General features: G+C 67.3%; 21 protein-coding genes. 18 read left to right on the top strand and 3 right to left on the bottom strand.

All coding sequences use genetic code 11. The annotated features are described in order from the left end of the window. Positions 1-8: 8 nt before the first annotated feature. Complete coding sequence (locus BMX29_RS01845) at positions 9-866, bottom strand: helix-turn-helix transcriptional regulator (protein ID WP_092809863.1); 858 nt, start codon at positions 864-866, stop codon at positions 9-11. Between the two features lie 115 nt (positions 867-981). Here BMX29_RS01845 and BMX29_RS01840 point away from each other — a divergent pair, with 115 nt between their 5' ends. The 18 genes from BMX29_RS01840 (at position 982) to BMX29_RS01760 (ending at position 17,090) form a co-directional block, all read left to right on the top strand. Beyond that, positions 982-1,209: a DUF2061 domain-containing protein gene (locus tag BMX29_RS01840; protein ID WP_092809861.1), complete on the top strand. Its 228-nt coding sequence runs from the start codon at positions 982-984 to the stop codon at positions 1,207-1,209. A 90-nt stretch (positions 1,210-1,299) separates the two neighbouring features. Beyond that, a complete protein-coding gene (gene secG, locus BMX29_RS01835) occupies positions 1,300-1,692 on the top strand; it encodes a preprotein translocase subunit SecG (protein WP_043845564.1) in 393 nt (130 codons plus the stop codon). Between the two features lie 209 nt (positions 1,693-1,901). Further along, a complete protein-coding gene (locus tag BMX29_RS01830) occupies positions 1,902-3,545 on the top strand; it encodes a CTP synthase (protein ID WP_092809859.1) in 1,644 nt (547 codons plus the stop codon). Then, positions 3,542-4,186, top strand: a complete 645-nt coding sequence (locus BMX29_RS18730; protein WP_139196901.1) for a hypothetical protein — start codon at positions 3,542-3,544, stop codon at positions 4,184-4,186. Before BMX29_RS01830 ends, BMX29_RS18730 begins: the two co-directional genes overlap by 4 nt. A gap of 453 nt (positions 4,187-4,639) precedes the next feature. After that, a complete protein-coding gene (locus BMX29_RS01825; RefSeq protein WP_092810165.1) occupies positions 4,640-5,272 on the top strand; it encodes a DUF2306 domain-containing protein in 633 nt (210 codons plus the stop codon). Further along, positions 5,269-5,592 (top strand): divalent-cation tolerance protein CutA, encoded by a 324-nt coding sequence (gene cutA / locus BMX29_RS01820; protein WP_043845568.1) that lies wholly within the window; start codon positions 5,269-5,271, stop codon positions 5,590-5,592. The genes BMX29_RS01825 and cutA overlap by 4 nt, the downstream gene beginning before the upstream one ends. Then, complete coding sequence (locus BMX29_RS01815; RefSeq protein WP_092809857.1) at positions 5,592-6,398, top strand: 23S rRNA (adenine(2030)-N(6))-methyltransferase RlmJ; 807 nt, start codon at positions 5,592-5,594, stop codon at positions 6,396-6,398. The genes cutA and BMX29_RS01815 overlap by 1 nt, the downstream gene beginning before the upstream one ends. A gap of 111 nt (positions 6,399-6,509) precedes the next feature. Next, positions 6,510-6,896 carry a TerB family tellurite resistance protein gene (locus BMX29_RS01810; RefSeq protein ID WP_051487807.1) on the top strand — a complete coding sequence of 129 codons (387 nt, stop codon included), beginning with the start codon at positions 6,510-6,512 and terminating at the stop codon, positions 6,894-6,896. A 40-nt stretch (positions 6,897-6,936) separates the two neighbouring features. Continuing rightward, positions 6,937-7,377, top strand: coding sequence for a tellurite resistance TerB family protein (locus tag BMX29_RS01805; RefSeq protein WP_092809855.1), 441 nt, complete (start codon positions 6,937-6,939; stop codon positions 7,375-7,377). A gap of 162 nt (positions 7,378-7,539) precedes the next feature. Then, on the top strand, positions 7,540-8,316 hold the full coding sequence (locus BMX29_RS01800) for an ABC transporter ATP-binding protein (RefSeq protein WP_092810164.1): 777 nt from the start codon (positions 7,540-7,542) through the stop codon (positions 8,314-8,316). A 39-nt stretch (positions 8,317-8,355) separates the two neighbouring features. Then, on the top strand, positions 8,356-9,084 hold the full coding sequence (locus tag BMX29_RS01795; RefSeq protein ID WP_092809853.1) for a transporter substrate-binding domain-containing protein: 729 nt from the start codon (positions 8,356-8,358) through the stop codon (positions 9,082-9,084). 47 nt (positions 9,085-9,131) lie between these two features. Next, complete coding sequence (locus tag BMX29_RS01790) at positions 9,132-10,016, top strand: ABC transporter permease (protein ID WP_043845576.1); 885 nt, start codon at positions 9,132-9,134, stop codon at positions 10,014-10,016. 82 nt (positions 10,017-10,098) lie between these two features. Continuing rightward, positions 10,099-10,908 carry an ABC transporter permease gene (locus tag BMX29_RS01785; protein ID WP_043845578.1) on the top strand — a complete coding sequence of 270 codons (810 nt, stop codon included), beginning with the start codon at positions 10,099-10,101 and terminating at the stop codon, positions 10,906-10,908. A 28-nt stretch (positions 10,909-10,936) separates the two neighbouring features. Continuing rightward, complete coding sequence (locus tag BMX29_RS01780; RefSeq protein WP_043845580.1) at positions 10,937-12,289, top strand: glutamine synthetase family protein; 1,353 nt, start codon at positions 10,937-10,939, stop codon at positions 12,287-12,289. Between the two features lie 88 nt (positions 12,290-12,377). Then, the gene (locus BMX29_RS01775; RefSeq protein WP_092809851.1) at positions 12,378-13,061 is read left to right on the top strand and encodes a type 1 glutamine amidotransferase; all 684 of its coding nucleotides are present in this window, start codon (positions 12,378-12,380) and stop codon (positions 13,059-13,061) included. Further along, a complete protein-coding gene (locus BMX29_RS01770; protein ID WP_092809849.1) occupies positions 13,058-14,419 on the top strand; it encodes a glutamine synthetase family protein in 1,362 nt (453 codons plus the stop codon). Before BMX29_RS01775 ends, BMX29_RS01770 begins: the two co-directional genes overlap by 4 nt. Before the next feature lie 76 nt (positions 14,420-14,495). Next, complete coding sequence (locus tag BMX29_RS01765; protein WP_092809847.1) at positions 14,496-15,797, top strand: NAD(P)/FAD-dependent oxidoreductase; 1,302 nt, start codon at positions 14,496-14,498, stop codon at positions 15,795-15,797. A gap of 102 nt (positions 15,798-15,899) precedes the next feature. Beyond that, on the top strand, positions 15,900-17,090 hold the full coding sequence (locus BMX29_RS01760; protein ID WP_043845584.1) for a DegT/DnrJ/EryC1/StrS family aminotransferase: 1,191 nt from the start codon (positions 15,900-15,902) through the stop codon (positions 17,088-17,090). A 40-nt stretch (positions 17,091-17,130) separates the two neighbouring features. Here the strand turns inward: BMX29_RS01760 and phaR are convergent, their stop codons facing one another. Together phaR and BMX29_RS01750 are read right to left on the bottom strand one after the other, a co-directional pair. Beyond that, positions 17,131-17,682, bottom strand: coding sequence for a polyhydroxyalkanoate synthesis repressor PhaR (phaR, locus tag BMX29_RS01755; RefSeq protein WP_043845586.1), 552 nt, complete (start codon positions 17,680-17,682; stop codon positions 17,131-17,133). A 159-nt stretch (positions 17,683-17,841) separates the two neighbouring features. Further along, complete coding sequence (locus BMX29_RS01750) at positions 17,842-18,303, bottom strand: phasin family protein (RefSeq protein ID WP_043845587.1); 462 nt, start codon at positions 18,301-18,303, stop codon at positions 17,842-17,844. Positions 18,304-18,507: the final 204 nt, after the last annotated feature.

Genomic DNA, 18,507 nt, shown 5'->3' with positions numbered 1-18,507 from the left:
CCGCGCCCTCACCCCGTGACGGTCAGCGCGCGGAGGTAGGCCGCCGCGTCGCGTGCATCGACCGACGCCTCGCGGATGAGCCCGTCGAAATGCTGCGTCAGTGACCGGATGCGGCTGCTTTCGCGAAACGCGAGGTAAAACCGGCCCACGTAGATCACCCCGATCCGTGGCCCGAACAGCGTGATCGGCGCGCTGAACACGCGCCGGGCGTCGAAGACGAACACCCGGAGCGCGGGGTAGAACTCATCGCATGTCGCGGCCAGCCGCTCGATCTGCTCGGTCCGCGCGGCCGCCGGCAGCCCCCGGTAATAGCCCTCGCCCGCTGCCAGCGCGTCGAGCTCGTGCGCTGGCAGAGCGATCTCGTAGTCCGAGAGCCCCTGATAGAGCAGGTCCACTCGCCCCTGCATGGCCCGGATCGCCTGGTCCGGCGTCTTGCCGAGAAAGGCCGCGTATTCCCAGCGCATCACCGCCTCGGTCTTGAGAAGGTCGGGCAAGGTCGCCGGAACGTGCCGGATCTTGTAGCCCGCAGCCTCGCGGTGCCAGTCGAGAAGCTGGTCGTCGGAGGCCGTGCGCTCGGCCTGGGTCAGCTGCACCGCCGCGTCCACCACGTCGCCCGGCCGTTCCGGGCGGTCCGTCAGGCCCAGCAGCCAGTCCGTGCTGACCCCGAGCGCCTGCGCGCATTCCGCCGCGAGGTGCGCGTTGGGCAGCCGGGCGCCGCCATCGTCGAGCAGCTGGGACATGGTGGACCGGTTCGCGCCGACGGCCCGCGCCAGCGCGCTGCGATTGGTGTCCGCGTGGATCAGCGCGCTGCGCAGACGTTCTCGAAACACCTCGGCGCGATGCCGTTTGTCCGTTACGGTAATCATTGTTTATTTTTATCGCCAATTGCGTATTTTTGGGCACGAAATTGGGAATACACCACACCGGCGCGTGCAGCTACCCCTCCGTTAGATACGAAAATCCGAACATCAGGAGGACAAGATGGAGACGCGCGCACGCACGTGGGTGAAGGCGATCGGCTGGCAGGTTCTGGGCATTGCGGTCATGACATTGCTCGGCGTGCTTGTCACAGGATCGGTCGGCGCAGGCGGCACGCTCGCGCTCGCCTCGGCAGGCCTCGGTCTCATTACCTACGTGCTTTACGAACGACTTTGGGCGCGCATCACGTGGGGTCGCCTGCCCGGCCCGTCAGGCACCGGCGACATCTGACGCGACGCCACGGGCGCCACGGCCCGCGCGGCTTGCGGCCCGTGACGAATTTCCCTAGATACCGCGCAGCAAACGCGCGAGGCCCGCTTCATGGAAAACGTCATCCTCATCGTTCACCTGCTGCTCGCCCTGTCGCTCATCGGCGTGGTGCTGTTGCAGCGGTCGGAGGGCGGTGGCCTCGGCATGGGCGGTGGTGGCGGCGGTGCCATGAGCGCCCGTGGCGCCGGCACGGCCCTGGGACGGATGACCTGGATCCTCGCGGCAGCCTTCATCTGCACGTCGCTGCTGCTGACCATCTTCGCCGCCGCTGACAGCTCTGGCAGCTCGATCATGGACCGCCTGAACGGCGGCCCGGCCACGGTCGAAGACGGCGATGCGCCCGCCTCCGACGGCGGCCTCGACACCGACGGCCTGCTGCCGCCACCCTCGGCCGAGGGTGGGGACGGCGAAGGCGACGCGCCGCTGGTGCCGCGCGCGGACTGACCGCGCGGGCCCATGAATGCGCCCGGCCCGCCATCCCGGCGGGCCCAAACCTGACAGATATCCACAACATCTTGGCCGACGCGCTTTTGCGGGACTACATCTGGCGGTTCGCCTTGCCTTCGGCATGCGAATCCGCTTACACTTAAATCCCGTGGTCCTGCGGTACGCAGGCGCATTTCGCACGACGTCGAGCAGACTACGGGAACGACATGGCACGCTTCATCTTCATCACCGGCGGTGTGGTCTCTTCGCTTGGTAAGGGTCTCGCCTCCGCGGCACTCGGCGCGCTGCTGCAGGCGCGCGGCTTTTCCGTCCGGCTGAGGAAGCTCGATCCCTATCTCAACGTGGACCCGGGCACGATGTCGCCCTTCGAGCACGGCGAAGTCTTCGTCACCGACGACGGCGCCGAGACCGACCTCGACCTCGGGCACTACGAACGGTTCACCGGCGTGCCGGCGCGCAAGACCGATTCGATCTCGTCGGGTCGCATCTACACCAACGTCCTCGAGAAGGAGCGCCGCGGCGACTACCTCGGGAAGACGATCCAGGTGATTCCCCACGTCACCGACGAGATCAAGAAATTCATCTCGATCGGCGAGGACGAGGTGGACTTCATGCTTTGCGAGATCGGCGGCACCGTCGGCGACATCGAGGGCCTGCCCTTCTTCGAGGCCATCCGCCAGTTCAGCCAGGACAAGCCGCGCGGCCAGTGCACGCTGATGCACCTGACGCTGCTGCCGTGGATCAAGGCCTCGGGCGAGCTCAAGACCAAGCCGACGCAGCACTCGGTGAAGGAGCTGCGCTCGATCGGTCTCGCACCCGACATCCTCGTCTGCCGCTCGGAAGGTCCGATCCCGCAGAAGGAGCGCGAGAAGCTTGCGCTGTTCTGCAACGTGCGCCCGGACAGCGTGATCGCCGCGCAGGACCTGTCCTCGATCTACGACGCGCCGCTCGCATACCACCGCGAGGGGCTGGACCAGGCCGTTCTGGACGCGTTCCAGATCAGCCCCGCGCCCAAGCCCGACCTGTCGCGCTGGGAGGACGTGTCCGACCGCATCCACAACCCCGAGGGCGAAGTCACGGTCGCGATCGTCGGCAAGTACACGCAGCTCGAGGATGCCTACAAGTCCATCGCCGAGGCGCTGACCCATGGCGGGCTCGCCAACCGCGTGAAGGTCAATGTCGAGTGGGTGGACGCAGAGATCTTCGAGCGCGAGGATCCGGCCACGCACCTTCAGGGCTACCACGCGATCCTCGTGCCCGGCGGCTTCGGAGAGCGCGGCACCGAAGGCAAGATCAAGGCCGCCCAGTTCGCGCGCGAGCACAAGGTGCCCTATCTCGGCATCTGCCTCGGCATGCAGATGGCGGTGATCGAGGCGGCGCGGAACGTGGCCGGCGTCTCGCGCGCGGGGTCCGAGGAGTTCGACCACGAGGCCGGCAAGAAGCGCTTCGAGCCGGTGGTCTACCACCTCAAGGAGTGGGTGCAGGGCAACGCCAAGGTCAACCGCCGCCCCGACGACGACAAGGGCGGCACCATGCGCCTCGGCGCCTACGACGCGGTTCTGACCGAGGGCTCGCGCGTGGCCGACGTCTACGGCACCACCGCGATCGACGAACGCCACCGCCACCGCTACGAGGTCGACATCCAGTACAAGAAGGCGCTGGAGGACGGCGGCCTGACGTTCTCGGGCATGTCCCCCGACGGCAAGCTGCCCGAGATCGTCGAATGGTCCGACCACCCGTGGTTCATCGGCGTCCAGTTCCACCCCGAGCTGAAGTCGAAACCCTTTGACCCGCATCCGCTGTTCCGGGATTTCGTGCGGGCGGCGAAGGATGTGTCGAGGTTGGTGTGAAGAATAAGAAAGATTGGAAAGCGCTTAAAGAACAGAACAGGCTGCGATATTATATCGAGATTACAAATTCACGAGGGCATGCCTCCGCGTACGCAAGACGAGACGCAGAAGACAAAGCGCTTGTAGAATCAGAAGTTCTGAAAGCTTGGATCGAATCTCTCTCCCTCCGCGGAAAACAAAGCATTGGAAATTGGCAGCTCAATGAAAACGACCCTCCCGATGCCTTCGTAGAAATCGATAAGCGTTTTCGCTCAGTTGAACTAAAGGAGCTGGTTGATGGCGAGGCCCTCCGAAGGATTGATGGGGCTCGGAAACGTGGAATATCACTTACCTCCTCATCACCGGAAGTCTTTCATGAGACACAATGGAACAGAGATAGATTTAAGAAAGAAATTCTCGAAATAGTTCATGATGCCAATAGTAAGTATGAACAGCGCTCAATTCGAAAAGATATCTCGCACCTCGACGGCATTGACTTCTTGATTATACACACTGACGAAGACTGGCTTAGCGTCTATGATGTAGAAAAATGGATTACAGAAATTCAATTTCAGCCAACGCCGCATATTGCCCACGCGCATTTACTTATGAGCTATACTCCAGGTTACCGACTTAGCTATCCGCTATTTACGTTATTCTGAATTTTAGGAAAATTATTCCAGTCGACCTCCCAAAAAGCGACAGCGCCGACCCGCGGGGCGGCGCTCCGGCCCTCCGAGCGGGTGCGCTTTATCCCCCCACATCCGAAAGACCTCGAAGGTCCCGCCAGGCCCAGCCAAAGCGCCGCCCCGGGGGGCGGGTCGGCGCTGGCGCGGCGGGCTTCGCCCTTGACTCCGCGCCCGGGGCACCGCTCGAACCAAGACGCACGGCACGGCATCCGGTAGCCGCCACGCGCGCCGGTGCCGACCTACGGCTCGCACGATCCCGACACAGCGCCAGCGCCGCGCCGGGGGGGGTCATGCCTGAGGCATGACGCTGGCGCGGCGGGCGTCGCCCTCGGCCCCGCGCCCGGGCACCGCTCGACCGAATGAACCTAAGCACGCGGCACCCCACCCCACTTGCCCAACCGCCATGCACGCCGCACCATCGCGCTCATGACCCGTGCCGCCACCCTCGCGACCCTCGGTGTCGCACTCCTCGCCCTGCCCTTCGTGCTCTACGCCGGGGCGTTCGGACTGGCAGGGCTGGCGACCGACCTCTCGGGCGAGACGCGGTTCTACACCACGCCGCTGCCGACCGCGCTGATCTTCGCGCACATGACGACCGGCGCGGTCGCCACCCTCCTCGCGCCGTTCCAGCTGATCGAGCGTATCCGCACCCGGCGGCCCCGGGTTCACCGGACACTCGGCTACGTCACGCTTGCCGCGGCCGCGATCACCGGGATCGCGGGGCTTCTCTACATCGCGCTGAAAGGCACCATCGGAGGCCCGCTCATGACGGCGGGGTTCGCGCTCTACGGCGCGCTCCTGCTGATCGCGGCGGCGAACACCGTCTACCACGCGCTCGACAAGAACCGTGCGGCGCACCGGGTCTGGGCGCTGAGGCTCACGGTTCTGGCACTCGGGTCGTTCCTCTATCGACTGCACTACTGGGTCTGGTATGCGGCCACCGGCGGGGCGGGCTCGACGCCGGACTTCACCGGCCCGTTCGATTTGTTCAATTTCGCGGGTTTCTACCTGCCCTACCTCGTGATCCTCGAACTCGTCCTGAGAACGGAGCGGACATGACCGACACGCCGACCACCACCCTCGCCGTCTTCACCACCATCGACAGCGAGGACGGCGCCCGCGACCTCGCGCGCCGCGCCGTGAGCGAAAAGCTTGCCGCCTGCGTCCAGATCACCGCCATCGCCTCGGTCTACGACTGGGACGGCCTGCGCGAAGAGCCGGAATGGCGGGTGCTGTTCAAGACCACCAAGGACGGCTACGCGGCGCTGGAAGAGATGATCCTCGACGCCCACCCCTACGACGAGCCGTCGCTCTGGGCGCACGAGATCGCCGCGGGCTCGGGCGGCTACCTCGCCTGGATCGCCGAGTCCGTCGGCTGATGCTGTCCTACCAGCACGCCTATCACGCGGGAAACCTCGCGGACGTGCACAAGCATGCGGCGCTGGCGTGGACGCTCGACTACCTCACGCGGAAGGACAAGCCGCTGAGCTACATCGAGACCCATGCCGGCCGCGGGCTCTACGACCTCTCGGGCGCCGAGGCTGTCAAGACAGGGGAAGCCGCGGCCGGGATCGTCCGCGCTGCCGACTGGTTCGGGGCGGACCACCCCTATCGCCGGGCGGTGGATGCGGTGCGCGCGGCGCACGGGGCCGACGCCTATCCCGGCTCGCCGCTGATCGCGCGCCACCTGCTGCGCGCCACCGACCCGATGCACCTGGCCGAGCTGCATCCGGCCGAGCACGCCGCGCTCGAGGCCGCGATGGCCGGGACCGGGACGCAGGTCCACAAGCAGGACGGACTGGCGCTGGCCCAGAGCCTCTGCCCGCCCGACCCGCGCCGGGGCGTGCTGCTCTGCGACCCGTCCTGGGAGATCAAGTCGGACTACGAGGACATTCCCCGGGCCTTCCAGAAGCTCGCCCGGAAATGGAACGTCGGCATCCTGATCCTGTGGTACCCGCTGCTGCGCGACGGCCCGCATGGCGCGATGGCGCGCGCGCTCGAGGCGGCGTTTCCCGAGGGCCTGGGCCACGAAGTCCGCTTCCCGCCGGTGCGCGAGGGACACCGGATGGAGGGATCGGGCCTCTTCGTGGTGAACCCGCCCTGGGGGCTCGATGGCGCGATGGCAGACCTGTCGCGCACCTTCTCGCGGCGCCTCGGCACGCGATCGCCACGAACCGCCACCTAGACAAACCGCGCGCCGCCCGCCACGCTTCGCCCCGAACAGGCCGGTTCGTCCGGGCTGTCGGCGTGGGCTGAAGGAGGATGCGCGCTGTCCGCTCGACTGATCTTCTGGGCGTTGCGGCCCAATTACGGCTGGCTCGACCCGGCCGACACCCCGCTCGCGCTGGGGGCTCTGGCCGTGCGCCTCGCGCGCCAGGACCTCGCGCCGCTCGCGCTCGACAGCGCGCGGATCGATGCCGCGCTGGCGCATCGCTACGACCTGACCCGCAGCGAGGCCGAGGAAATGCGCCGCGCCTGCGAGGAGGTCGCCGCGGCAGTGCCACCCGGCTCGGGCTACTCGCGGCTGGTGGCGCAGCACGTGGCCGCCGACGAACGCGACGCGTTCGCGCGGTGCCTGTGGCGCGAGGCGCGGCGGCCCGCAGCCGATCCCGACGCGGCCCGCACGCTTGCCCGGACCTTCGGCCTGCCCGAGACGGCCTTCGGCGCGGTCGGACGCGCCTGAGCCGCCTTTCCCTGCAGCGGGCCCTGACTATATTCCGATCATGTTTGGCGATTTCCTCCGGCGTCTGACCGCCCCCGACCCCGACACGCTGCCCGATTCCGACGCGCGTCTCGCACTGACCGCCCTTCTCGTGCGCGTGGCGCGCTCGGACGGGGACTACGACAGCGAGGAACGCGCGCGCATCGGCCGCATCGCTGCCGCGCGCTACGATCTCGCGCCCGAAGCCGCCACCGCCCTGCGCACCGAGGCCGAGGCGCTGGAAGCGGAGGCCCCCGACACCGTCCGCTTCACCCGCGCGATCAAGGACGCCGTCCCCTACGAGGAGCGCATCGGCGTGATCGAGGCGCTGTGGTCGGTGGTGCTGGCCGACGGCGTGCGCGACCCCGAAGAAGATTCCCTCCTGCGGCTGGTCTCGCACATGCTGGGGATCGAGGATCGCGACAGCGCGCTCGCGCGGCAACGGGTCGAGGCGCGCGGCTAGCTCGCCCGCCGCGGTCGGCCCCGGCCGCGCCGCCCGAAAAACGGGCTGACGCTCCGTCACGGTGCCGCTCCGGGCGGCACTTTCGCCGGATTGCACGTTGCAACGCCCTCGGGTTTTGCACCACACTCCGCCAAACCCAGACTGCGAGTGCGCCTGCCCACCGTGACCCCTTCCACCCCCGTCATCGCGATCCGTGACCTTCACAAGAGCTACGGCTCGCTCGAGGTGCTGAAAGGCGTAGACATCGAGGCGCGGCGCGGCGACGTGGTGTCGCTGATCGGCTCGTCGGGTTCGGGCAAGTCCACGCTCCTGCGCTGCGCCAACCTGCTCGAGGACAGCCAGCAGGGCGAGGTCCTGTTCAAGGGCGAGGCGGTGACGTGGAAGGGCACGGGCCACAGCCGGCGGCCCTCGGACGCCAAGCAGGTCCTGCGAATCCGCACGAACCTGTCGATGGTGTTCCAGCAGTTCAACCTGTGGTCCCACCTGACCATTTTGCAGAACGTGATGGAGGCGCCGGTCACGGTGATGCGCCGTGCGCCCTCCGAGGTGGAGCCCCGCGCCCGCGACTACCTCGCCAAGGTGGGCATCGGCGACAAGTGCGACGTCTACCCGGCCCAGCTCTCCGGTGGCCAGCAGCAGCGCGCCGCCATCGCACGCGCGCTCTGCATGGAGCCCGAAGCCATTCTCTTCGACGAGCCGACCTCGGCGCTCGACCCCGAGCTCGAGCAGGAGGTGGTCCGCGTCATCAAGGCGCTGGCCGAAGAGGGCCGCACGATGATCATCGTGACCCACGACATGAAGATGGCGCGCGACGTGTCCAACCACGTCGTATTCCTGCACCAGGGCCTGATCGAAGAGGAAGGCCCGCCCGAGACGCTGTTCGGAAACCCGCAGAGCGAACGCCTCCGCGGGTTCCTGACCTCGACCCAGCCCGGCTGAGACCGGGCGATCAATCACAAGACCAGGGAGATCCCAGACATGAAGCTTCACCTTGCCACCGCCGCCGCGGCGCTGACGCTCGCGGCCTCGGCCGTTTCGGCACAGGACGTGATCCGCATGGGCACCGAGGGCGCCTACCCTCCGTACAACTTCATCAACGATGCGGGCGAGGTCGACGGCTTCGAGATCGAGCTGGGCAACGAGCTGTGCGCGCGGGCCGAACTGGAGTGTGAGTGGGTGACGAACGAGTGGGACTCGATCATCCCGAACCTCGTGTCGTCGAACTACGACACCATCATGGCCGGCATGTCGATCACCGACGAGCGTGACGAGGTCATCGACTTCACCCAGGACTATTACCCGCCGACCGAAAGCGCCTACGTCGCCGCGTCCGAGGATGCCGACTGGGAAACCGGCGTGGTCGCCGCGCAGGCCACCACGATCCAGGCCGCCCACGTGGCCGAGGGCGACGCCGCCCTTCTCGAGTTCGCCACCCCCGAGGAAACCGTCGCCGCCGTGCGTAACGGCGAGGCCGACGCGGTCTTCGCGGACTACGACTTCCTCAAGCCGGTGGTCGAATCCTCCGGCGGCGAGCTGGTCTTCGTCGGCGAGCCGGTCCCGCTCGGCGGCGGCATCGGCATGGGCCTGCGTGAAAGCGACGCCGAGCTGAAGGACACCTTCGACGAAGCGATTACCGCGATGAAGGAAGACGGCACGCTGAACGAGATGCTCGTGAAGTGGTTCGGCGACGAGATCGGCCAGTACTGATCCGATGACCGGGCGGGCCCAGCGCCCGCCCGGCCCTCCGCCCAGCGATGATGCCGGCCTGCACCGATCCCGACGCCCTCGAGGGCCTCGCCTGGCTTGCCTGTTACCTCACGACGGGCAAGCACATGGCGTTCTATACCTCCTTCGGGACGGTGCTGCTGCTGCTCGCCATCACCGCGCCCGCGGCGCTGGCCTTCGGCTTCGGTGGCGCGGTCATGGCGCGCTCGCGCATCGCGCCGGTCTCGTGGATCGGACGCACCTACATCGCGATCGTCCGAGGCGTGCCCGACATCGCGTTCTTCCTGTTCTTCGTCATCGCCCTCGACCAGGCCTTCGAGTGGCTGCGTCATCAGGCCAAGTGCCCGGACTGGGACCAGCCGATCCGGCAGGGCAACGACTTCGTGGTCTGCGCCGAGGCCAAGCTACCGCTCTCGACAGCGCCGCAATGGGTGCACGAGACCTACGGCTTCGCGCTGGCCGTGCTGACCTTCGCCATCGTCTTCGGCGCTTTCGCGGCGAACGTGCTCTATGGCGCCATGCGGGCCGTGCCACGTGCCCAGATAGAGACCGCCGAAGCCTACGGCATGACCGAGCGCCAGACCTTCCGTCGCATCCTCGTGCCGCAGATGTGGGTCTACGCGCTGCCGGGCCTGTCGAACCTGTGGATGGTGCTGATCAAGGCGACCCCGCTCCTGTTCCTGCTGGGTGTGCGCGACATCGTCTACTGGGCGCGCGAGCTTGGCGGGACCAAGACGCCGCAGTTCACCGACTACCCGCACGGCGACTGGCGCATGTGGTACTTCCTCGCGCTGCTGGTCTTCTACCTCGCCTTCACGAAGGTCTCCGAGGTCGTGCTGGCGCGTATCATGGCGCGGCTGACCAAGGGCCAGGCCACCGCCGGCGGCGAAGCGCAGCGGAAGGCGGCCGCATGACCTTCCCGATCCGCGCACCCGCCCCCGCTTCTTCTTGGTGCGAACCTCCACGGTCGGACGCCAGCCGCCGGAGTGCCGCGCCATGAGTTGCTGGGAGACCATCGCAGATTACGGCCTGCGCAGCCTCGGAATCGGAGAGCGGCTGCTGCCGCGCTCGGATTTCACGCTCTGCCAGCAGGTGGTGCTCATCGGCTCGGGCATGATCTGGAACATCTACTTCGGCGTCCTCGCGCTGGTCACCGGTTTCGCGCTGGCGACCGCGGTCGCCGTGGGCAAGGCACAGTCGAACCCGCTGATCCGCAAGCCTTCGGAATGGTTCATCTTCCTGTTCCGGGGCTCGCCACTCTTCATCCAGTTCTTCTTTGCCTACTTCGCGTTCCTGTCGCTCAAGTCCGCCTACCCGTTCTTCGATCCGTTCACCTCGGCCTGGCTGGGCGCGACGATCGTGCTGTTCCTCAACACGGCCGCCTACTCGGGCGAGATCTTCTACGGCGCGCTCTTGTCGGTGCCCAAGGGCGACACCGAGGCCGCGGATGCCTACGGCTTCTCGGGCTGGCGCAAGTTCCGTCGGATCACATGGCCCACGATGCTGCGGCTGGCGTGGCCCGCCTACACCAACGAGGCGATCTTCCTCTTCCACGCAACGGCGCTCGTCTTCGTGTCGGGCTTTCCCGCCCGGCAGCAGAAGGGCGATGCGCTCTATTATGCCAGCTACTTCGCGGACAAGACGTTCAACCCGTTCGTGCCCTACCCGATCCTCGCGGGTTACTTCATCCTGCTGACCCTCGTGGTGATCTCGATCTTCGGGGTGGTGAACCGGCGGCTGAACCGGCATCTTCCGCAGGAGCGGCGCACGCGGCCCCGGTTCCGGGCCGCGACCCTGATGCGCTGAGACACCGAGAACCCGGAAAGACCTCTCCATGGCGCGTGCCGACCACCTCAAGAGCTTCCTTCGCAAGAACCCCCAGATCCGGACGATCCGCGCCACCGCGGCGGACCTGAACGCCCAGCCACGCGGCAAGCGCGTGCCGTCGCGCTTCGCCGACAAGATCGTCGAGGACGGCACCCGGTTTCCGATGTCGGTGCTGAACCTCGACATCTGGGGCGAGGACATCGACGACAGCCCGCTGGTTTTCGAAAGCGGGGACCGCGACGGCATCCTGTGGCCCACCGAGCGCGGCTTCGTCCCCATGCCCTGGCTCGAAGGCCCGACCGCCATGCTGCCGATCTGGATGTTCCGCGAGGACGGCCGCCCGTTCGAGGGCGATCCCCGCCACGCCCTGCGTTCGGTCCTTGACCGCTACCGCAAGAAGGGCCTCACCCCGGTCGTGGCCTGTGAACTCGAATTCTTCCTGATCGACGACTCGGGCCGCAATCTCGAGGTGCCCGTCAGCCCGCGTTCGGGCAAGCGGCGCAAGGCCGCCGAGACCATGTCGATCCGCGCGCTGGACCAGTTCGACAATTTCTTCACCGAACTCTACGACGCCTGCGAAGAGATGGACATTCCCGCCGACACGGCGATCTCCGAGGCCGGCCTCGGTCAGTTCGAGATCAACCTCATGCACGGCGACGACGCCCTGCGCGCGGCCGACGACGCGTGGTTCTTCAAGCTGCTTGTGAAGGGCATGGCGCGGCGCCACGGCTTTGCCGCGTCGTTCATGGCCAAGCCCTACGAGGACTATCCCGGCTCCGGCCTGCACACGCACTTCTCGATCCTCGACGACGAGGGACGCAACATCTTCGACGACGGTGGTCAGGCCGGCACCGACACGCTGCGCCACGCCATCGGCGGCTGCCTCGATGCGATGTACGACTCGACGCTGATCTTCGCGCCGCACCTCAATTCCTACGACCGTCTAGTGCCCGACGCGCACGCGCCCACCGGCATCTCGTGGGCCTACGAGAATCGCACCAGCGCCATCCGCGTGCCGTCCGGCAACCCCAAGGCGCGGCGGATCGAGCACCGCGTGGCGGGAGGCGACGTGAACCCCTACCTTCTCCTGGCCGCGATCCTCGGTGCCGCGCTGGACGGGATCGAGCGCAAGGCCGAGGCGCCCGAGCCGATCACCGGCAACGCCTACGCACAGGGTCTGAAGACGATCCCGTCGGACTGGGACACCGCGATCAAGGCGTTCGAGCAGAGCGAGATCATCCCGCGGCTGCTGCCCGCAGAGCTGATCCGCAACCTGCTGCTGACCAAGAAGCAGGAGGTGTTCTACATGAACGAGCTGAGCCCGCAGGAGCAGGTCACGATCTACCTCGACACGGTTTGATCAAAAAATCCGCGAGGCGGCGGGCCGCTGCCTTGCGGCCCTCCGGGCGCCTCTTTAGGGTCGGGCCCGAAACCGGATGTGGTGATCCATGAAAATCGGCATATTGCAGACAGGCCTCGTGCCCGACGGCCTCGCCGCGGAGCACGGCCAGTATCCCGGCATGTTCGAGCGGCTGCTCGCGGACCAGGGCTTCACCTTCCAGAGCTGGAGCGTGGTCGAGGGCGAGTTCCCGAACGGCCCCGACGACGCCGACGCCTGGCTGATCACGGGCTCGCGCCACGGCGCCTACGAAGAGCACGACTGGATCCCGCCGCTCGAGGACCTGATCCGGGCGATCCACACCTCCGGCAAGCGCATGGTCGGCATCTGCTTCGGCCATCAGATCATCGCGCAGGCCCTCGGCGGGACGGTCGCGAAATACGAAGGCGGCTGGGCCGTGGGCGCACATACCTACGACTTCGCCGACGGGCCGCGCACGATCAACGCCTGGCACCAGGACCAGGTGATCGACAAACCCGAGGAGGCCCGCGTGGTCGCCACCAACCCGTTCTGCGCCAATGCCGCCCTGCTCTACGGCGACAGCATCTACACCGTGCAGGCCCATCCCGAATTCGACGACGCCTTCACCGAGGGCCTGATCGACCAGCGCGGCCGCGGCGTGGTGCCCGATGCGCTGCTCGAAGGCGCGCGCGCCAAGATCGGCACGCCGCTCGCCACCGGCGAGATGAGCGACCAGATCGCCGAATTCCTCAAGACCGGAAAGCTGACATGAGCGAGTGGATCGAGACCCTGCCGCAGGCGGCCCGCGACTACCTGGAGGGGCGCCGGCTCGACGAGGTGGAATGCATCATCGCCGACCTGCCCGGCATCGCCCGAGGCAAGGCCGTGCCCGCGTCGAAGTTCGCCCGCCAGAAGTACTTCCACCTGCCGGATTCGATCTTCTACCAGACCATCACCGGCGACTGGGGCGAGGCCGCGGACGAGGAGGAGGGCTTCATCGAGCGAGACATGATCCTCTATCCCGACATGGCGACCGCCTCGGCGGCGCCGTGGACCGGGGACTGGACGTTGCAGGTGATCCACGACGCCTATGACCGCAAGGGCAAGCCCGTGGAATGCGCCCCCCGCAACGTGCTGCGCCGGGTGGTTGATCTTTACCACAAGCAGGGCTGGCAGCCGGTGGTGGCGCCCGAGATGGAGTTCTACCTCGTCGCCCGCAACGTCGACCCGGCCAAGGACATCGAGCCGATGATGGGCCGCTCCGGGCGCCCGGCCGCGGCGCGGCAGGCCTACTCGATGACCGCGGTGGACGAGTTCGGCCCGGTGATCGACGACATCTACGACTTCGCAGAGGCACAGGGCTTCGAGATCGACGGCATCACCCAGGAAGGCGGCGCCGGCCAGCTCGAGATCAACCTGCGGCACGGCGATCCGGTGCGGCTCGCCGACGAGGTCTTCTTCTTCAAGCGGCTGATCCGAGAGGCCGCGCTGCGCCACGACTGCTTCGCCACCTTCATGGCCAAGCCGATTGCCGACGAACCCGGCTCGGCCATGCACGTCCACCACTCGATCAATGATCTCGAAAGCGGCAAGTCGATCTTCTCGGGGCCGCAGGGCGGCGAGACCGACGCCTTCTTCCACTTCATCGGGGGAATGCAGACGCATCTGCCCTCGGCGATCGCGGTGCTGGCGCCCTACGTGAACTCCTACCGCCGTTACGTCCGCGACCACGCGGCGCCGATCAACCTCGAATGGGCGCGGGACAACCGCACCACCGGCATCCGCGTCCCTCTCTCGGGGCCGGAAAGCCGGCGCATCGAGAACCGGCTCGCCGGCATGGACTGCAATCCGTATCTCGGAATCGCCGCGTCGCTCGCGTGCGGCTATCTCGGGCTGATGGAAGAGCGCTGGCCGTCGAAGCAGTTCAAGGGCGATGCCTACGAGGGCGACGGCGACATTCCCCGGGTGCTGGGACAGGCGCTCGACCTCTTCGACGAGGCGACCGCGCTGCACGACGTGCTGGGCCCCGAGTTCGCGCGCGTCTACTCGATCGTGAAGCGCGCGGAGTACGAGGAGTTCCTGCAGGTCATCAGCCCTTGGGAGCGCGAGCACCTGTTGATGAACGTCTGAGACCGTGTCACCGGCCGGAGCGAGGGCGCTGCCCTCGCGCTCCCGGAGTATTTTCACCAAGAAGAAGGGCGCGCGCGTGGATCTGCTGTTCTCGAACGACCGGCGGGGCGAATACCCGGAAAGCTGGTACGCGGCGACGGCCGAGCCGCTGGCCCCGTTCCCGGCGCTGGAGGGCGAGACCCGCGCCGATGTCTGCGTGGTGGGCGGCGGCTATACCGGCCTGTCGGCGGCACTGCACCTGGCCGAGGCCGGGCGGCGCGTGGTGCTTCTCGAGGCGCACCGAGTGGGCTTCGGCGCGTCGGGACGCAACGGCGGGCAACTCGGATCGGGCCAGCGCGCGGACCAGGTAAAGCTCGAGAAGATGGTGGGCGCCGAGGATGCGCGGCGGCTCTGGGACCTGGCCGAGGACGCGAAGCGACTGGCAAAGGACCTGATCGCGCGGCACGACATCGACTGTCACCTGCGGCCGGGCGTGGCCTGGACCGCCTCGTCCGAGAGCGACGTCCGCGAGTTGCACGACTACGCCGAGCACCTGTCGCGGCACTACGGTTACGACGCGCTGGAGGTCCATGACGCCGCGAGCTGGGCGTCGATCTGTCCCTCGCCCGACTACCGCGGCGGGATCGTGGACATGGACGCGGCCCACCTGCACCCCCTGCGGCTGGCGATCGGCCTGGCGCGCGCCGCACGGGACGCGGGCGCCGTCATCCACGAGCAGAGCCACGTCACCGGGGTCGAGCCCGGATCGCCCAACGTGGTGACGACCGGGGCGGGGCGCGTGGTGGCCGATCACGTGATCCTCGCAGGGAATGGCTATCTCGGCGGGTTGCAGCCCGAGGTCTCGCGGTCGGTGATGCCGATCAACAACTTCATCGTGGCAACCGAACCGCTGGGGAGCCGTGCCGCCGAGGTGCTGACCCGCGACATCGCCGTCGCGGACGCGCGCTTCGTGGTGAACTACTTCCGCCTCAGCCAGGACGGCCGACTGCTTTTCGGCGGCGGGGAGAGCTACGGCTACCGGTTTCCCGACATCCGCAAGACCGTCAGCAAGCCGATGCTGGAGGTGTTCCCGTCGCTGCAGGACGTCCGGCTGGACTACGCCTGGGGCGGCACGCTGGGGATCACGCGTTCGCGGATGCCGCACCTTGCGCGCCCCGCGCCCGGTATCCTGTCGGCGGGAGGCTATTCCGGGCACGGCGTCGGGACCGCGATCCACGCCGGCCAGTTGATGGCGCGGGCGGTCGCGGGCGAAACCGACGGGTTCGACGCCATGGCCGCCGTGCCCACCCCCGCCTTCCCCGGCGGCGGCGCGCTGCGCACTCCGCTCCTGGCGCTGGCGATGTCGTGGTTCGCCCTGCGCGACAAGCTGGGGATCTGAGGCAACGGCCCTGCGGCACGGGCGCACGGTCCGCGATATGACTTGGCGGGCCGGGCCCGGACCCGTATGACGTTGAAAGGTTTATCCAGAGGACAGGCCCCCATGACCACGATCCCCGACATGCACCAGGCGGAGCCGATCCCGGACGCCGCGCGCGACGAGATCGACCGGCTGCTCAACTCCGGCGACCTGTTCCGCTACACGGCGCCAGAGAACAGCCCGGTGTCGCTGCTGGAGGCCGAGTTCGCGGAGCATCTGGGCGCGCGCTACGCGCTGGCCGTGTCGAGCTGCTCGGCGGCGATCTTCCTGGCGCTGAAGGCCCTGGACCTGCCCCGCGACGCGCGCGTCATGGTGCCGGGCTTCACCTTCGCGGCGGTGCCCTCGGCGGTCATGCATGCCGATTGCCTGCCGATCCTGTGCGAGGTCGGCGAGAACTACCGCGTGGACATGGACGACTTCGCCGCCAAGCTGCCGGACGTGCAGGCGGTGGTCATCAGCCACATGCGCGGCCACACATCGGACATGGACGCGATCCTGTCGCTCTGCGACGCCGCCGGCGTGCCGGTGGTCGAGGACGCGGCGCACTCGCTGGGGACCACCTGGAACGGCCGCACGATCGGCACGCTCGGCAAGATCGGCTGCTTCAGCTTCCAGAGCTACAAGCTGGTGAACGCGGGCGAAGGCGGATTGCTGGTGTCGGACGATCCCGACGTGATGGCGCGCGCCGTCATCATGTCCGGCGCCTACGAGCACAACTGGAAAAAGCATCCCGTCCTGCACGAGGCCGTGGCGCGGTGGCAGAACCGCCTTCCGCTCTACAACCAGCGCCTGTCGAACCTCGCTGCGGCAGTCATCCGGCCGCAGATCGCGCTGATCGCCGAGCGGGTGGCCCAGGGCCGGCGCAACCACGACCTCGTGGCGGCGCGGCTGAACGCATCGCCGTGGTTCTCGGTGCCTGAGAAGCTTGGCCCGGAAGAGCGCGCGCCGGATTCGCTGCAGTTCAACCTGCGCGGCATGAGCGATGTCGAGGTCGAGGCTTTCGTGCAGGCGACCGAAGCGGCCGGCGTCAAGGTTCAGGCCTTCGGCATGAGCCGCGACAACGCCCGTGCCTTCTGGAACTGGACGTTCATTCCGGATCTGCCCGAGCTTCCCAAGACCCGCGCCATGCTGATGCGGGCCTGTGACACCCGCCTGCCCGCCCGGCTGACCACGGACGAGTGCGAGGCGGTGGCGGACGTGCTTCTGGCCGCGGCCGAGCACGTTATGCGCCCGGCGCGCGCCTACGGCACCTGAGGCCGGCGCGGGCGCGGCACCTGCCACGCCCGCAGGCCCCTCACTTGTTCATCTTCGCAAGCTTGTCCTGAAGCTCCGCCAACTGCTTCTTGATGGTGTCGAGATCGTCACCATTCTCGTCCTCGGGCTGCGGACCGCTGGGCCAGCCGGCACCGCCCGCTCCGCCGGTCATCGCCTTCAGGAACGCCTCCTGCTGGGCTTGCATGGCCTCGAACCCGGGCATCTTGGCCATCGGGTTCATCTGGTTCATGTTCTCGACCCACTTCGACTGGCTGTCGCGGAATGCCTCGAAGCTGGCCGCGAGGAACTGCGGCACCATCGACGTCGCCTGCGTGGTGTAGCTGCGCACGAGATCGGTGAGCACGCTGATCGGCAGCACGCTCTCGCCCCGGCTTTCGTGTTCGGCCACGATCTGCAGAAGATATTGCCGCGTCAGGTCGTCGCCCGATTTCAGGTCGACGATCTTCACTTCGCGCCCTTCGCGGATGAACCCTGCGATATCCTCCAGGGTCACGTAATCGCTGGTTTCGGTGTTGTAGAGCCGCCGGCTCGCGTAACGCTTGATCAGCAGCGGTTTTTCGGCGTCGGACAACGATAGACCTCCCAATGTCGGCGCGTCGGAAAAGCTTAGGCCGAGGTTCGCTGCACCTGCAACCCTCGCCGGTCGGATCGGATGCATGCGCAGAGAAAAGGGCGGACTCGCGGGCCCGCCCCTGTCGCCCTCGTGGGGGCGTCACTCAACCTGGATCGTTCAGGCCGCCGATGCGGTGGCCTTTGCCGCGTCGTTCGCAGTCTTGGTGGCGCGCTGCGTGGTCTTCTTTGCAGTCTGCGCGGCCTGCGTGCCGTGGGCACGGCCGGCGTCCATCATCGCGTCGACGGTCGCCTTCTGGGTTTCCTTCGCGATCTCGGCGAAGCTGTTCATCATGTCGAACGCGGCCTGCGCCTGTGCGCTCGAGAAGTCGGCAACGCCCTGCGCGTAGTCGGCGGGCTCGGACTTCGATTTGGTCAGGTCACCCATGCGCTCGAGCGTCTTGCGGGTGAAGTCGGTCGACAGCTCGGTGCTGCGGCCTGCGGCGTCGGTGACGATGTCCGAGAGCTTCTCGGTCAGCTCGGCGTTGCGCTTGAACGTGTCCTCGAACGCCTCGGTGTTCACGGGGAACGCGTTCATGGCATCGCGGAGAATGGTGTCGAAGTTCTGCGTCTGCTTGGTCATCGTGGGACCTCCTTTGGCGTGTGTCTCTCGCGCCGGGGGCTGCCCTGCGCCTTCCACCTCCATGTGGGGAATGACCCAGCGTCACGCAAGGGGGAATTGCTGCACTGCAGCAAAAAATTTTCGGTTCAGTGCTAAGTGCTTGCCGCACTTGCAAACATAAAAAAGGCGGGCCCGAAGAGCCCGCCCCAGGGTCGTGCCGCCGAA

The sequence above is a fragment of the Roseivivax marinus genome (assembly GCF_900109705.1).
In the GTDB taxonomy this organism is placed as follows: domain Bacteria; phylum Pseudomonadota; class Alphaproteobacteria; order Rhodobacterales; family Rhodobacteraceae; genus Roseivivax; species Roseivivax marinus.
Note: the sequence above shows the minus strand (reverse complement) of the source record. Positions and strands in the feature narration are given on the sequence as shown.

Coding starts and splice junctions, on each gene's coding strand:
- BMX29_RS01845 (WP_092809863.1), bottom strand. CDS start 866: ATGATTACCGTAACGGACAAACGGCATCGCGCCGAGGTGTTTCGAGAA.
- BMX29_RS01840 (WP_092809861.1), top strand. CDS start 982: ATGGAGACGCGCGCACGCACGTGGGTGAAGGCGATCGGCTGGCAGGTT.
- secG (WP_043845564.1), top strand. CDS start 1,300: ATGGAAAACGTCATCCTCATCGTTCACCTGCTGCTCGCCCTGTCGCTC.
- BMX29_RS01830 (WP_092809859.1), top strand. CDS start 1,902: ATGGCACGCTTCATCTTCATCACCGGCGGTGTGGTCTCTTCGCTTGGT.
- BMX29_RS01825 (WP_092810165.1), top strand. CDS start 4,640: ATGACCCGTGCCGCCACCCTCGCGACCCTCGGTGTCGCACTCCTCGCC.
- cutA (WP_043845568.1), top strand. CDS start 5,269: ATGACCGACACGCCGACCACCACCCTCGCCGTCTTCACCACCATCGAC.
- BMX29_RS01815 (WP_092809857.1), top strand. CDS start 5,592: ATGCTGTCCTACCAGCACGCCTATCACGCGGGAAACCTCGCGGACGTG.
- BMX29_RS01805 (WP_092809855.1), top strand. CDS start 6,937: ATGTTTGGCGATTTCCTCCGGCGTCTGACCGCCCCCGACCCCGACACG.
- BMX29_RS01795 (WP_092809853.1), top strand. CDS start 8,356: ATGAAGCTTCACCTTGCCACCGCCGCCGCGGCGCTGACGCTCGCGGCC.
- BMX29_RS01790 (WP_043845576.1), top strand. CDS start 9,132: ATGATGCCGGCCTGCACCGATCCCGACGCCCTCGAGGGCCTCGCCTGG.
- BMX29_RS01785 (WP_043845578.1), top strand. CDS start 10,099: ATGAGTTGCTGGGAGACCATCGCAGATTACGGCCTGCGCAGCCTCGGA.
- BMX29_RS01780 (WP_043845580.1), top strand. CDS start 10,937: ATGGCGCGTGCCGACCACCTCAAGAGCTTCCTTCGCAAGAACCCCCAG.
- BMX29_RS01775 (WP_092809851.1), top strand. CDS start 12,378: ATGAAAATCGGCATATTGCAGACAGGCCTCGTGCCCGACGGCCTCGCC.
- BMX29_RS01770 (WP_092809849.1), top strand. CDS start 13,058: ATGAGCGAGTGGATCGAGACCCTGCCGCAGGCGGCCCGCGACTACCTG.
- BMX29_RS01760 (WP_043845584.1), top strand. CDS start 15,900: ATGACCACGATCCCCGACATGCACCAGGCGGAGCCGATCCCGGACGCC.
- BMX29_RS01750 (WP_043845587.1), bottom strand. CDS start 18,303: ATGACCAAGCAGACGCAGAACTTCGACACCATTCTCCGCGATGCCATG.